At 70.8% G+C, this 12,630-nt stretch carries 12 protein-coding genes; 6 read left to right on the plus strand and 6 right to left on the minus strand.

Translation table 11 applies throughout. From position 1 onward, the window contains the following. Positions 1-104: 104 nt before the first annotated feature. From AC07RV_RS44950 to glyQ, 5 genes are all read right to left on the minus strand, one after another. Positions 105-1,112, minus strand: a complete 1,008-nt coding sequence (locus AC07RV_RS44950) for a M48 family metallopeptidase (RefSeq protein WP_472922537.1) — start codon at positions 1,110-1,112, stop codon at positions 105-107. 58 nt (positions 1,113-1,170) lie between these two features. Continuing rightward, a complete protein-coding gene (locus tag AC07RV_RS44955) occupies positions 1,171-1,965 on the minus strand; it encodes a lysophospholipid acyltransferase family protein (RefSeq protein ID WP_208510945.1) in 795 nt (264 codons plus the stop codon). Further along, a complete protein-coding gene (gene gmhB, locus AC07RV_RS44960; protein WP_296775189.1) occupies positions 1,965-2,546 on the minus strand; it encodes a D-glycero-beta-D-manno-heptose 1,7-bisphosphate 7-phosphatase in 582 nt (193 codons plus the stop codon). Before gmhB ends, AC07RV_RS44955 begins: the two co-directional genes overlap by 1 nt. A 61-nt stretch (positions 2,547-2,607) precedes the next feature. Next, positions 2,608-4,740 (minus strand): glycine--tRNA ligase subunit beta, encoded by a 2,133-nt coding sequence (glyS, locus tag AC07RV_RS44965; RefSeq protein WP_296775187.1) that lies wholly within the window; start codon positions 4,738-4,740, stop codon positions 2,608-2,610. Between the two features lie 15 nt (positions 4,741-4,755). Further along, positions 4,756-5,679: a glycine--tRNA ligase subunit alpha gene (glyQ, locus tag AC07RV_RS44970; protein WP_093348286.1), complete on the minus strand. Its 924-nt coding sequence runs from the start codon at positions 5,677-5,679 to the stop codon at positions 4,756-4,758. 274 nt (positions 5,680-5,953) lie between these two features. On the opposite strand from glyQ, the gene AC07RV_RS44975 reads away from it, so the two are divergent. The 3 genes from AC07RV_RS44975 to AC07RV_RS44985 are packed head-to-tail and all read left to right on the plus strand — an operon-like array spanning position 5,954 to position 8,626. Then, positions 5,954-6,943: a diacylglycerol/lipid kinase family protein gene (locus AC07RV_RS44975; protein ID WP_296775182.1), complete on the plus strand. Its 990-nt coding sequence runs from the start codon at positions 5,954-5,956 to the stop codon at positions 6,941-6,943. Then, on the plus strand, positions 6,940-7,758 hold the full coding sequence (locus tag AC07RV_RS44980) for a metallophosphoesterase family protein (RefSeq protein WP_296775179.1): 819 nt from the start codon (positions 6,940-6,942) through the stop codon (positions 7,756-7,758). The genes AC07RV_RS44975 and AC07RV_RS44980 overlap by 4 nt, the downstream gene beginning before the upstream one ends. A 10-nt stretch (positions 7,759-7,768) precedes the next feature. Next, positions 7,769-8,626, plus strand: coding sequence for a phosphatase PAP2 family protein (locus AC07RV_RS44985; protein WP_296775177.1), 858 nt, complete (start codon positions 7,769-7,771; stop codon positions 8,624-8,626). A 78-nt stretch (positions 8,627-8,704) separates the two neighbouring features. Here AC07RV_RS44985 and AC07RV_RS44990 read toward each other — a convergent pair whose 3' ends face one another. After that, positions 8,705-9,775: an asparaginase gene (locus tag AC07RV_RS44990; protein ID WP_093348292.1), complete on the minus strand. Its 1,071-nt coding sequence runs from the start codon at positions 9,773-9,775 to the stop codon at positions 8,705-8,707. Between the two features lie 161 nt (positions 9,776-9,936). Between AC07RV_RS44990 and AC07RV_RS44995 the strand changes: the two genes are divergently transcribed. The 3 genes from AC07RV_RS44995 (at position 9,937) to AC07RV_RS45005 (ending at position 12,618) form a co-directional block, all read left to right on the plus strand. Continuing rightward, complete coding sequence (locus AC07RV_RS44995) at positions 9,937-10,617, plus strand: TetR/AcrR family transcriptional regulator (RefSeq protein WP_177239444.1); 681 nt, start codon at positions 9,937-9,939, stop codon at positions 10,615-10,617. Between the two features lie 124 nt (positions 10,618-10,741). Continuing rightward, entirely contained in the window at positions 10,742-11,329 is a 588-nt protein-coding gene (locus AC07RV_RS45000; RefSeq protein ID WP_057596983.1) for an NAD(P)H-dependent oxidoreductase, read from the plus strand. Beyond that, positions 11,326-12,618 carry an amidohydrolase family protein gene (locus AC07RV_RS45005; protein ID WP_296775172.1) on the plus strand — a complete coding sequence of 431 codons (1,293 nt, stop codon included), beginning with the start codon at positions 11,326-11,328 and terminating at the stop codon, positions 12,616-12,618. The genes AC07RV_RS45000 and AC07RV_RS45005 overlap by 4 nt, the downstream gene beginning before the upstream one ends. The last annotated feature ends 12 nt before the right edge of the window (positions 12,619-12,630 follow it).

Below are 12,630 nucleotides of genomic sequence, written 5' to 3' on the forward strand. Positions count from 1 at the left end.
GCAGACAGTGGGTCGCCTTTTCTTTGGTTACTTTCTTTTGGCGAAGCAAAAGAAAGTGACTCGCCCGCCGGGGCGAGTCCCGGCCAACAGCCTAAACAAAAAGCTCACCCCCACCGAGGCACAGCCTCATCCTTCAACTGCTGCCTCAACACATCGTAGTCAGGCACCACGCTCTCCACCGTCTCCCAGAACCGATGCGAGTGATCCATCACCCGCAGATGCGCCAACTCATGCGCCACCACGTAGTCCACCACAGACAACCGAAAGTGGATCAACCGCCAGTTCAGCCGTATCGACCCATCCGCACTCGCACTCCCCCACCGCGTCGCCGCATTCGACAACGACAGCTTCGCCCACCGCACCCCCAGCAGCGGCGCAAAGTGATCGAGCCGCTCGATGAACAGCTTGCGTGCCTGCCGCATCAACCAGGCCTGCGCCGCATCGCGGATCTGCGCCGGCTCGGCGTTCTGCGCCACGGCCAGGCGCAGCAGCCGCGGACCGGTGCCGTCGCCCGCGTCGAGCGCACCGCCCACGCCCTCGAAGCCATGCTTCGGATCGAGCCGCACCACCACCGGTTCGCCCAAGAAAGGAAAGCCCGCGCCGTCCTTCCAGTCGATGCGCGTGGCCTCGACGCGCGCGTGGCGCTGCTGGATCTCGGCGAGCTTGCGCAGGATCCAGTCGCTCTTCTCGCGGACGGCGGCATCGACGTCGCGCAGCGCGACCCAGCGCGGCGCGCGCACCGACAGGCCCTCGGCGCCGACGACGAAACCGATGGTGCGGCGCTTGCCGCGCTTGAATTCGTAGGCGACGCGCGCCGCGCCCAGCATCAGCTCGCGCGAGGCCTGCGGATGCACGAAGCTCGCGGGCGTCAGGGTGTCGGCCAGCGGCACGGCCGGACGCGTGTCCTCGACCAGCGGCACCGTGGGGGTGGGCACGGCCACCACCGGCGGCATCGCGAACGGCAGCGCGTCGGGCACGAGGCTGCCGGGCTGGCGCGTGCGTGGCCGCGCCGGGCCCGGGCTCTTGCGCCCGCGCGGCGCGGCGGGCGGTGGCGGCGCGGCCACGGCGCCATCGCCGAACAGGTCCAGCGCCAGCTGCATCAGCTCCCGCATGCGTGGTTCCCGATGATGGACGACAAGGAAGGAACGACGGCCGAAGACGCGCGCGCCTTCAACCCGCCTTCTCGACCGTGGCGCTGCTGCCGGCCACGCCACCGGTGGCATCGGCATCGCGGTACGCCTCGGGATCGAGGCGATGCATCTCGGCCTCGATCCAGGCCTCGACCTCGCGCATCAGCTCGTCGGGCTTGCGGCCCGCGCTCGAGATCGGCACGCCGATCGACACGTCGACCACGCCGGCGCGCTTGACGAAGGCCTTGCGCGGCCAGACCTTGGCCGAGGTCACGGCGATCGGGATCACGGGCACGCCGGTCTCGCAGGCCAGGCGCGTGCCGCCGCTCTTGTAGGTGCCCTTCTGGCCGCGCGGGATGCGCGTGCCCTCGGGGAACATGATGATCCAGATGCCCTGCGCGAGCAGCTTGCGGCCCTGGCTCACCACCTTGTTGAAGGCCTGGGCGCGCTGGCTGCGGTCGATGTGGATCATGTCGAGCCGGCCCATGGCCCAGCCGAAGAAGGGCACGTAGAGCAGTTCCTTCTTGAACACGTAGGCCAGCGGATGCGGCATCAGCGTGGGCATCAGGAAGGTCTCGAGCGTGGACTGGTGCTTGACCAGCAGGATCGCGCCCGCGAGCTTGTCAGCCGGCAGGTTCTCCATGCCGCTCACGCGCAGCCGGATGCCCAGCAGCGCACGCGCGCCGCTGCCGACGGCCCAGGAGAGCCAGCGCGCCGCCATCCAATAGAGCGGTATGCCGCGCATCCAGATCGAGCACACCAGCATGATGATCGCCCAGGGGACGACGGTGACGAACATCCACAGCGCGTGGAGAACGGAACGGAGCAACGCCATCAGAGAGCCACCTGCATGGATTCGGCCCGCGCCTCGCGCGCGAGCAAAAAGTCGACGAAAGCGGCGAGGTCTTCGTGCACCCTCGTGTCCGCCGGATATTCGGGAGGCAGCGGATCGAAGCCGCGGCAGGCCGCCCCCATGCCGGTCAGCAGCAGGTGCGGTTCGCAGCCGGCGGCTGCGCCGGCCTGCAGGTCGCGCAGGCTGTCGCCCGCGGTGGGCACGCCCGCCAGGTCGATGCCGAAGCGGTCGCCGATCTGCTGGAACAGGCCCGGCTTGGGCTTGCGGCATCCGCAGTCCTCGTCGGGACTGTGCGGGCAATAGAACACCGCATCGACGCGCCCGCCCACGGCCGCGAGCATCTTGTGCATCTTGGCGTGCATCGCATTGAGCGAGGCCATGTCGAACAGGCCGCGCCCCAAGCCCGACTGGTTCGACGCGATCACCACGTGCCAGCCCGCATGGTTGAGCCGCGCCACGGCCTCGAGCGCACCGGGCAGCGGCGTCCACTCGGTGTCGCTCTTCACGAAGTCTTCGCGGTGCACGTTGATCGTGCCGTTGCGGTCGAGGATCACGAGTTTCATGACGCGCCTGCCGATGAAGAGGAAGTGGAAGAGGACAACGGGATGACGGGGACCGGCGCGCTCAGACAGCCAGCCGCTCGAGCTGCGCCACGCGGTTCATCGCGGCATGCAGCGACATCAGCAGCCCCAGCCGGTTGAGCCGCAGGTCGGCCTGCTCGGCATTGACCATCACGCCGTCGAAGAAGGCATCGACCGGTTCGCGCAGCGCCGCCAGGGTCTGCAGCGAGGCGGTGTAGTCGCCGGCATCGAACTGGGCGTTGGCGGCGGGCACCACCTGCGCCATGGCGGCATGCAGCGCCTTCTCGGCGGGCTCCTGCAGCAGCAGCTCGCTGACGTGGGCGTCGGCCTCGGGGGCCTTCTTGAGGATGTTGCCGATGCGCTTGTTGGCCGCGGCCAGCGCGGCGGCGGCGGGCAGCACGGCGAAGGCGCGCACGGCGGCGAGCAGCTGGGGCACCTGGCCCAGGCGCTGCGGGCGCGGGGCCAGCACGGCATCGACTTCCTGCGCGCTGGCGCCCTGCTCGCGCAGGCTGCCGGCGAGGCGGTCGAGGATGAAGTCTTGCAGCTCGACGGTGGCCTTGGAGGCATCGAAGCCAGCGATGTCCTTGAACTGCGCGGCGGCCTCGGCCAGCAGCGCGTCGAGGTCCAGCGGCAGGTTCTTCTCGATCAGCATGCGGATCGTGCCGAGCGCATGGCGGCGCAGCGCGAACGGATCGCGGTCGCCGGTGGGCAGGTTGCCGATGCCGAACATGCCGACCAGGGTTTCGAGCTTGTCGGCCAGTGCGACCACCAGGCCGACGCTGTTGCGCGGCAGTTCGTCGCCCGCGAAGCGCGGCTTGTAGTGGTCCTCGATGGCATCGGCCACGGCCGCGTCGAGGCCGTCGTGCAGCGCGTAGTAGCGGCCCATGATGCCCTGCAGCTCGGGGAACTCGCCGACCATGTCGGTCACGAGGTCGGCCTTGGCCAGCTGGGCGGCCTGCACGGCCTGGCGCGCCACCTCGGCATTACCGAGCTGGTCGGCGATGGCGCGCGCGATGCGCATCACGCGCTCCACGCGTTCGCCCTGGGTGCCGAGCTTGTTGTGATAGACCACCTTGCCCAGCGACGCGACGCGCGAGGCCAGCGTCTTCTTGCGGTCCTGGTCGAAGAAGAACTTGGCGTCGGCCAGGCGCGGGCGCACCACGCGCTCGTTGCCGCCGATGACGGCGCTGGCATCGTCGGGGCTGATGTTGCTGACGACCAGGAACCGGTTGGTGAGCCTGCTCGAGGCGTCGAGCAGCGGGAAGTACTTCTGGTTCGCCTTCATCGTGAGGATCAGGCATTCCTGCGGCACCTCGAGGAACTCGCGCTCGAAGCTGCAGACCAGCACGTTGGGCCGCTCGACCAGCGCCGTGACCTCGTCGAGCAGCGCGTCGTCGTGGATCGGCACCGAGCCGCCGCCGACCTGGACCGCGGCCGCGGCGAGCTGGCGCGCGATCTCGGCGCGGCGCGCCTCGAAGCTCGCGATCACCGCGCCCTCGTCCTGCAGCTGCAGCGCATAGCTGTCGGCGTTGCGCAGCACCACGGGATCGACCGCGGCCTCGAAGCGGTGGCCGTGCGTTTCGCGGCCGGCCTGGAGGCCCAGCGCCTCGACGGGCACCACGGCATCGCCATGCAGCGCGACCAGGCCGTGCGCGGGGCGCACGAAGCTCACGCTGGTCCAGCCCGGCAGCTCGCAGCCGCTCTCGAGCTGGTAGCTCATGACCTTGGGGATCGGCAGCTTGGCGATGGCTTCGGCCAGTGCCTTCTGCAGGCCTTCGGCCAGCGTGGCGCCCTTGGCCGTGCTCTCGTAGAACAGGGCTTCGGCCTTGCCGTCCATGGCGCGCTTGAGGCCGGGCACGGCCGAGGCGTCGGCGCCGAGCGCGCCCAGGCGCTTAAGCAGCGCGGGCGTGGGCTGGCCCGAGGCATCGAGCCCCACGGCCACGGGCATCAGCTTCTGCGAGACGGCCTTGTCGGCGGCGCGCCCGGCCACGTGCGTGAGATGCGCGGCCAGGCGGCGCGGCGAGGCGAAGGGCGTGAGCACCGAGCCGGCCTCGGCCAGGCCCTGGGCCACGAGCTGTTCGCGCAGCACGCCCGCGAAGGCCTCGCCGAGCTTCTTCAGTGCCTTCGGCGGCAGTTCTTCGACAAACAGTTCAACCAGCAGGGAGGTCTTGTTCATGGGGGTCGTCATCGCTCAGGCGGCCTTCTTCGGTGCGATCTGCGCGACCCATTCGCGCGGTGCCATCGGGAAGCCCAGCCGTTCCCGGCTGTCGTAGTAGCTCTGCGCCACGCTGCGCGCGAGGTTGCGGATGCGGCCGATGTAGGCCGCGCGTTCGGTCACGCTGATCGCGCCGCGCGCGTCGAGCAGGTTGAAGCTGTGCGCGGCCTTGAGCACCTGCTCGTAGGCCGGCAGCGCGAGCTGCTCGGCCATCAGGTGCTTGGCCTGCTTCTCGTGCGCGGCGAAGGCGGTGAACAGGAACTCGGCATCGGAGTGCTCGAAGTTGTAGGCCGACTGTTCGACCTCGTTCTGCTTGAACACGTCGCCGTAGCTGAGCTTGGCGCCACCGTGGCCTTCGGTCCACACCAGGTCGTACATGTTCTCCACGCCCTGCAGGTACATCGCCAGGCGCTCGAGGCCGTAGGTGATCTCGCCGGTGATCGGCTTGCAGTCGATGCCGCCGACCTGCTGGAAGTAGGTGAACTGCGTCACCTCCATGCCGTTGAGCCAGACCTCCCAGCCCAGGCCCCAGGCGCCGAGCGTGGGGTTCTCCCAGTCGTCCTCGACGAAGCGGATGTCGTTCTTCTTGAGGTCGAAGCCCAGCGCCTCGAGGCTGCCGAGGTAGAGCTCGAGGATGTTCGCGGGCGCGGGCTTGAGCACGACCTGGTACTGGTAGTAGTGCTGGCCGCGGTTGGGGTTCTCGCCGTAGCGGCCGTCCTTGGGGCGGCGGCTGGGCTGCACGTAGGCGGCCTTCCAGGGCTCGGGGCCGAGCGCGCGCAGGAAGGTGGCGGTGTGCGAGGTGCCCGCGCCCACTTCCATGTCGTACGGTTGCAGCAGCGCGCAGCCCTTGTCGGCCCAGTACGACTGCAATTTGAGAATGATTTGCTGGAAGGTCAACATGAAGGGTGCCGGCCGGCGCGGCCGGGCGTTGGACGAAAGCGCGGCGGTGCGCCGCGAAAGCCCGCGATTTTACGGGCGGAGGGCAACTCTCCCACAGCGGGTCGGGAAGGTGCCTGCCACGCAGCGGACACGGGCCGTGCGACAAACCGGGGTCCGCGCGGGCCATCGTCTTCCGACGGCCGCGCGGCCGGCGCTTTTCATGCGGGCCGGGAACGCCCGCCCGCCACGCCGATCCGACGTCCCTCCCCCACGAGCCCTCAGCCCCACACGCCCCATGCCAGTGCCCGAGACCGGCCCGAACACCCCGCTCTTCATCGTGCTCAATGCCGCCTCCGGCAGCGAGGACGCCGTCCAGGCCCGCCAGGTCATCGAGGAAGGCTGCGCCGCGGCCGACCGCCGGCTGCGCATCTTCACGGTCGACCGCGGCAGCGCCGACGACGGCCCCGGCAGCCTGCGCGCGCTGGCGCGCGAGGCGGTGGAGCGCGCGCGCGCCGCCGGCGGCGTGGTGGTGGCCGCGGGCGGCGACGGCACGATCAATGCCGTGGCCCAGGCCACGCTGGGCAGCGGCTGCGCCTTCGGCGTGCTGCCGCAGGGCACCTTCAACTACTTCAGCCGCGCTCACGGCATTCCGCGCGACACCGCGCAGGCGCTCGAGGTGCTGCTGACCCAGCCGCCGCGGCCGGTGCAGGTCGGGCTGCTCAACGACCGCGCCTTTCTGGTCAATGCCAGCCTGGGCCTGTACGCCCAGCTGCTCGAGGAGCGCGAGCACTACAAGTCGCGCTACGGGCGCAACCGCCTGATCGCGCTCGGCGCCGGCCTGCTGACCGTGCTGCGCGGCCACCGCACGCTCGACCTGCGCATGGGCTGGCGCGGCCAGGAGCGCGCGATCCGCACGCCCACGCTGTTCGTCGGCAACAACCCGCTGCAGCTGCTGCAGATCGGCATCGAGCATGCCGATGCGCCCGAGCAGGGGCAGCTGGCGGCGGTGGCGCTCAAGCCGCATGGCCTGCTGTCGATGCCGGGGCTGCTGCTGCGCGGCGCGCTCGGGCGGCTCGGCGAGGCCGACGAGGTCCTGAGCTTTCCCTTCGAGTCGATGACGGTGCGCATCGGCCGCGCGGGCAGCCGCGGCCCGCGGCGCGTGAAGGTGGCGACCGACGGCGAGATCGGCTGGGCCGAGATGCCGCTGCTGTTCCGCGTCTCGCCCGAGCCGCTGTGGCTGGTGCGGCCCGACGTGGCGCCCGAGCTCGAGGCGGCCAAGCAATGAGCGTGCTGCTGCAGGTTTCCGACCCGCACTTCGGCACCGAGCAGCCGCCGGTGCTGGCGGCGCTCGAGCGGCTGGCGCGCGAGCTCGCGCCCGAGCTGCTGGTGCTGTCGGGTGACATCACGCAGCGCGCCACGCGCGCGCAGTTCGCGGCCGCGCGCGCCTTCGTCGACCGGCTGGCGCCGCGGGCGCTGCTGGCGATTCCGGGCAACCACGACATCCCGCTGTTCCAGCTCGCGGCGCGCGCCTTCGCACCCTATGGCCGCTACAGCGAGGCCTTCGGCGACGAGCTCGAGCCGGTGGTCGACACGCCCGGCTGGCTGGCGATCGGCGTCAAGACCACGCGCCGCTGGCGCCACGAGGACGGCGAGGTGTCGCACGCGCAGGTCGAGCGCGTGGCGCGTCGGCTGGCCGCGGCGGCGCCGTCGCAGCTGCGCGTGGTGGTCACGCACCAGCCGGTGGCGGTGACGCGGCGCGAGGACATCGGCAACCGGCTGCACGGCGGCGAGGCCGCGGTGGCGCGCTGGGCCGCGGCCGGGGCCGACCTGGTGCTCGGCGGCCACATCCACCTGCCCTTCGTGCTGCCGCTGCACGAGTGCTTCGTCGATTGCCCGCGGCCGATGTGGGCGGTGCAGGCGGGCACGGCCGTGTCGTGGCGCGTGCGCGCGGGGCATCCGAACTCGGTCAACGTGGTGCGGCGCGACGACGATGCGCGCGCCTGCGCGGTCGAGCGCTGGGACTATGCGGCCGAGCGCCAGGCCTTCGTGCTCGCCGACGCCGTAAGGCTTTCGCTTGCCAGCACGACGGCGCCGCTTTAGGGTGCGCCGCATGTCATCGGCCGTCCCCGTTCCTTCCCTTCCTTCCGCTCCCCTCCCCCACCCGCCCGCCCTCGTCGCGCATGCCGAACAGCTCGGCGCCCATGCGCTGGGCGGCTTCCTCTCGCTGCTGCTGGCCTCGGTGCTGATCGCCGGCCTGGCCTGCTGGATGGCGCAGCGCCGCCGGCTCGCGCTGGCCGCCGAGGAAGAGCCCGACGAACCGCGGCTGGTGCTCGCGCTGGTGCTCGGCTTCGCGGCGATCCTCGGCGCCTCGAGCCTGTTCGCCTGGATCGCCTCCAACCTCGGCGACGGCCGCACGCTGGGCCTGGCCGACCAGGCACTGACCGATGCGATCGCGCAGCACATGCCGCGCGGCGTGATCCTCGCGTTCAGCTGGCTCACGCGGCTCGGCGACTTCGCCACCCTGGCGCCGGTGGCGGTGCTGGTGGCGCTGCTGCTGTGGCACCGTGCCCATCGCGGCCTGGCGCTCGGCTGGTCGATGGCGCTGGTGGGGATCGTGCTGCTGAACCCGGCGCTCAAGCAGATCTTCGCGCGCGCCCGGCCGCTGCACGACCACGGCCTGGCGCACGAAACCAGCTACAGCTTCCCGAGCGGCCACAGCGCGGGCGCGATCGTGAGCTACGGCATGCTGGTCTATCTCGCGCTGCGCCTGCTGCCGCCGCGCTGGCACGTGGCGGCGGCGATGGCCGGCGCCGCCGCGATCGTCACCATCGCCTGCAGCCGGATCTTCCTGCAGGTGCACTTCGCGAGCGACGTGGTGGCGGGCCTGCTGACCGGGCTGGCCTGGCTGCTGGTGTGCGTGGGCGGGCTGGAGTTCGCGCGGCATCGCCAGCGGCGGCTCGTGCGCTGAACCGGCCGCGAAAGAAAAAGGGCCGCGCCCTTCCCTGCGGAAGGAACGCGGCCCCGGGGACCGACGCGGATCGAGGGATCAGTATTCCCAGAAGATGCGCTGCAGTTCCTTGGTGTCGCTGGTCTTGGTCAGCGCGACCATCGCGAGGATGCGCGCCTTCTGCGGGCGCAGGTCGTGCGCCACCACCCAGTCGTACTTGTCGTCGGGCTGCTCGGCGTTGCGGATCACGAAGCCGTCGGGCACGCGCGAGCTGCGGATGACGACGATGCCGTCGGCGCGAACCTTCTGCAGGTTCGGCACGATGCGGTCGGCGACCGAGCCGTTGCCGGTGCCGCCATGGATCAGCGCCTTGATGCCGCTCTTGGCGAGCGCGTCGATGGCGGTCGAGGACACGCCCTCGTAGCCCATGGCGATCTCGACCGGCGGCAGCGCGTTGATCTGGTCGATGTCGAACTCCGAGTTCATGGTGTGGCGCTTCACGGGCGCGCGGAACCAGTAGTTCTTGCCCTCGACCACCATGCCCAGCGGGCCCCACTGGCTCGAGAAGGCGCTGGTCTTGATGTTCACGCTCTTGCTCACGTCGCGGCCGGTGTCGATGTTGTCGCCCATCGTCACCAGCACGCCCTTGCCCGCGGCGTCCTTGCTGCCGGCCACCGTCACGGCGTCGTACAGGTTGAGCGCGCCGTCGGCCGACAGCGCGGTGCCCGGACGCATCGAACCGACCACCACGATCGGCTTGGAGGTATGCACGGTCAGGGTCAGGAAGTAGGCGGTTTCTTCGAGCGTGTCGGTGCCGTGCGTGATCACGATGCCGTCGACGTCGCTTTGCTTCGACAGCGCCGACACGCGCTTGGCGAGCGTGAGCAGGTTGTCGTTGGTGAGGCTCTCGGACGCGACCTGGAACACCTGTTCGCCGCGCACGTTGGCGACCTTGGAGAGCTCAGGCAGGCCCGCGATCAGCTTCTCGACACCGACCTTGGCGGCCGCGTAGGTGGCGCTGTTGACGGCCGAGGCGCCGGCGCCCGCGATGGTGCCGCCGGTGGCCAGGATCACCACGTTGGGGAGCGCCTGCTGTGCCTGCGCGAGCGCGCTGGCCGCCAGCATCGCGGCACCGGCCGCGAGGGCCCTGAAGCGAGGGGAAAGGTACATGGAGAACTCCTTGTGTTGAATGAATTTTTCGAGGCGGCGAGAAGATACATGAACCATGCCCGGCTGCCCGGCGCGGCCATGCCGGCATGGCATGCGGTCATGCGGCCGTGGGGACGCAAGGATTACCATCCACCGCGCGCACGCCGCGCCACTCCCTCGCCATGAACGCCGATTCCGCCGCCCTTCCCGTCTCGACCGCCCAGGAAATGCCCGCGCCCGACGGGCCGCTGTCGCGCGCGCGCCCGGGCCGCGAACGCATCATGGCGGCGATCCGCGCCGCGGCGATCGCGGAGTTCAGCCTGCACGGCCTGAAGGGCACCTCGACCCAGGCCATCGCGGCACGCGCCGGCCTCACCAAGCCGCAGCTGCACTACTACATCGTCGGCAAGGAAGAGCTGTACGAAGAACTGCTGATGCAGGTGCTGCATGCGTGGAAGGTGGTGTTCTCGTTCGAGGACGCGAGCGACCCGGCGACGGTACTCGGCGACTACATCCGCAAGAAGCTCGACCATGCGATCGACAGCCCCGAGATGTCGCGCATCTTCACGCGCGAGATCCTCGACGGCGGCCGCAACCTCGACCGCTACTGGCCCAATGCGCGCGCCTGGACGCAGAAGAAGGTCGACATCATCAACGGCTGGATCGCGCGCGGCCAGATGCGCCCGCTCGATGCACGCATCCTGCTGATGCACGTCTGGGCCATGACCCAGAGCTACGCCGACTACGCGATCCAGACCCGCGTGATGCTGGGGCTGCCGCCCGACGCGCCGATCGACCGCGAGCCGATCGCGCGCGAGCTGGTGGCCTTCGTGCTGGCCGGCTGCGGCATCCGCGCCAGCTAGCCGCCCGCGCCGCCCGGGCGCCCTCCTCCCCGCCAGAAACCGCACCGGCCCCAATCCGGTGCGCCCGCGCTGGCACGTCGCTTGCTAAACCTGACCACTTGCTCTGATTAAGCGGTCAAACACCATGCGCGTGCTCGTCGTCTACTGCCATCCGGTCGAAACCAGCTTCCATGCCGCCCTGCACCAGGAGGTGCTGAAGAACCTGCGCGCGGCCGGCCACGAGGTCGACGACTGCGACCTCTATGCCGAGGGCTTCGATCCGGTGCTCTCGCGCGAGGAGCGGCTGGGCTACCACGAGGTGCCGGCCAACCAGCTGCCGCTCAAGCCCTACGTCGAGCGGCTGCAGTGGGCCGAGGGCATCGTGTTCTGCTTCCCGACCTGGTGCTTCGGCCTGCCGGCCATGCTCAAGGGCTACTTCGACCGGCTGTTCATGCCGGGCGTGGCCTTCGACATCAGCGACCCCGCCAACGTGAAGCCGATGCTCACGCACATCAAGCGCATCAGCGCCGTGGTCACCTACGGCCGGCCGCGCTGGGTGGCGATGTACATGGGCGACCCGCCGCGCAAGATCGTCACGCGCTACATGAAGCGGCTGACCGGCCATGGCGCCCGGGTCGACTACCACGCCCACTACCACATGAACGTGGCGACCGAGCCCCAGCTCAAGCGCTTCATGGCCAAGGTCGGCAACGCCATGGCGCGCTTCGCATGAGCGCGCCCGTGCTGCTCGACCGGGTGCGCCTGCCGCGCTGGCTGCTGCCGGCCGACTGGCCGCAGCGCGACGGCGTGCCGGTGCTCGCGCGGCTCGCGATCGAGGGCGGCCGCGTGCAGTCGCTGCGCCCCGCGGACGATGCCCCGACGCCCGCCGCAGGCTGGGACCTCGGCGGCACGCTCGCGCTGCCGGGCTTCGTCGATGCCCACACGCACCTCGACAAGGTCTTCACGCTGCCGCGCATGAAGGCGGTGCAGCCGGGCCTGCTCGGCGCCATCGACGCGATGCTGGCCGACCGCGTGAACTGGACGCCCGCCGACGTGCGCGAACGCGCGGCGCGCGGGCTGCAATGGGCCTGGGAATGCGGCACCACGCACCTGCGCACGCACGTCGACTGGTGGGAGCCCGATGCCCTGCCGATGGCCTGGCCGGTGATGGCCGAGCTGGCGCAGGAATGGAAAGGCCGCGTGCGGCTCGAGCAGGTGAGCCTGATCAAGCTGCCGCTGTTCGAGGATGCGGCGCAGGCGCTGCGGCTCGCGAAGCAGGTGAAGGCCACCGGGCCGCATGCGCTGCTCGGCGGCTTCGTGCACTCCACCAACTGGAGCGAGAACGCGCTGCGCAACCTGCTGCGCTCGGCGCAGGCCTGCGAGCTCGACATCGACCTGCACGTGGACGAGGAGCTCAATGCCTCGGCCACGGGCCTGGCGGCCACCGCGCGCATCCTGGCCGAGATCGGCTACGAGGGCCGCGTCGTCTGCGGCCACGTCTGCGCGCTTGCGGAACAGCCCGAGGCGCAGGCGCTCGCCACGCTCGACGCGGTGGCGCGCGCGCCGATCACGGTGGTCTCGCTGCCCGCCACCAACCTGCTGCTGCAGGACGCCGTGACCGGCCGCACGCCGCGCCGGCGCGGCATCACGCTGGTGAAGGAGGCGCGCGAGCGCGGCATTCCGCTGCTGTTCGCGAGCGACAACGTGCAGGACCCGTTCTGCCGGCTCGGCAGCTTCGATCCCGTGGAAGCGCTGGGCACGGCCGCGCTGGTGGCGCAGCTCGACGAGCCGTTCGAGACCTGGTCGGAGGCGCTGTGCCGCGCCGACTGGCTGCGCCGCGACGCCACCGTGCAACGCCCGACGCTCGTCGGCGCGCCCGCCGACCTCGTGCTCTTCGGCGCGGCCGACCGCTTCGGCTGGCCCTCGCGCAGCGCATCGCGCGTGGTGCTGCGCGCGGGCCGCGTCGCGCACGGCGAGGTGCCGGCGACCTGGCGCGCGCACGGCGGCGCCGTCGGCGCCTGAGCCCTCTTCAAC

This window comes from Variovorax sp. GW821-FHT09B01, assembly GCF_059418345.1.

Excerpts from the sequence above, each read along its gene's own strand:
- AC07RV_RS44950 (WP_472922537.1), bottom strand. The coding sequence starts at position 1,112 with ATGCGGGAGCTGATGCAGCTGGCGCTGGACCTGTTCGGCGATGGCGCC.
- AC07RV_RS44955 (WP_208510945.1), bottom strand. The coding sequence starts at position 1,965 with ATGGCGTTGCTCCGTTCCGTTCTCCACGCGCTGTGGATGTTCGTCACC.
- gmhB (WP_296775189.1), bottom strand. The coding sequence starts at position 2,546 with ATGAAACTCGTGATCCTCGACCGCAACGGCACGATCAACGTGCACCGC.
- glyS (WP_296775187.1), bottom strand. The coding sequence starts at position 4,740 with ATGAACAAGACCTCCCTGCTGGTTGAACTGTTTGTCGAAGAACTGCCG.
- glyQ (WP_093348286.1), bottom strand. The coding sequence starts at position 5,679 with ATGTTGACCTTCCAGCAAATCATTCTCAAATTGCAGTCGTACTGGGCC.
- AC07RV_RS44975 (WP_296775182.1), top strand. The coding sequence starts at position 5,954 with ATGCCAGTGCCCGAGACCGGCCCGAACACCCCGCTCTTCATCGTGCTC.
- AC07RV_RS44980 (WP_296775179.1), top strand. The coding sequence starts at position 6,940 with ATGAGCGTGCTGCTGCAGGTTTCCGACCCGCACTTCGGCACCGAGCAG.
- AC07RV_RS44985 (WP_296775177.1), top strand. The coding sequence starts at position 7,769 with ATGTCATCGGCCGTCCCCGTTCCTTCCCTTCCTTCCGCTCCCCTCCCC.
- AC07RV_RS44990 (WP_093348292.1), bottom strand. The coding sequence starts at position 9,775 with ATGTACCTTTCCCCTCGCTTCAGGGCCCTCGCGGCCGGTGCCGCGATG.
- AC07RV_RS44995 (WP_177239444.1), top strand. The coding sequence starts at position 9,937 with ATGAACGCCGATTCCGCCGCCCTTCCCGTCTCGACCGCCCAGGAAATG.
- AC07RV_RS45000 (WP_057596983.1), top strand. The coding sequence starts at position 10,742 with ATGCGCGTGCTCGTCGTCTACTGCCATCCGGTCGAAACCAGCTTCCAT.
- AC07RV_RS45005 (WP_296775172.1), top strand. The coding sequence starts at position 11,326 with ATGAGCGCGCCCGTGCTGCTCGACCGGGTGCGCCTGCCGCGCTGGCTG.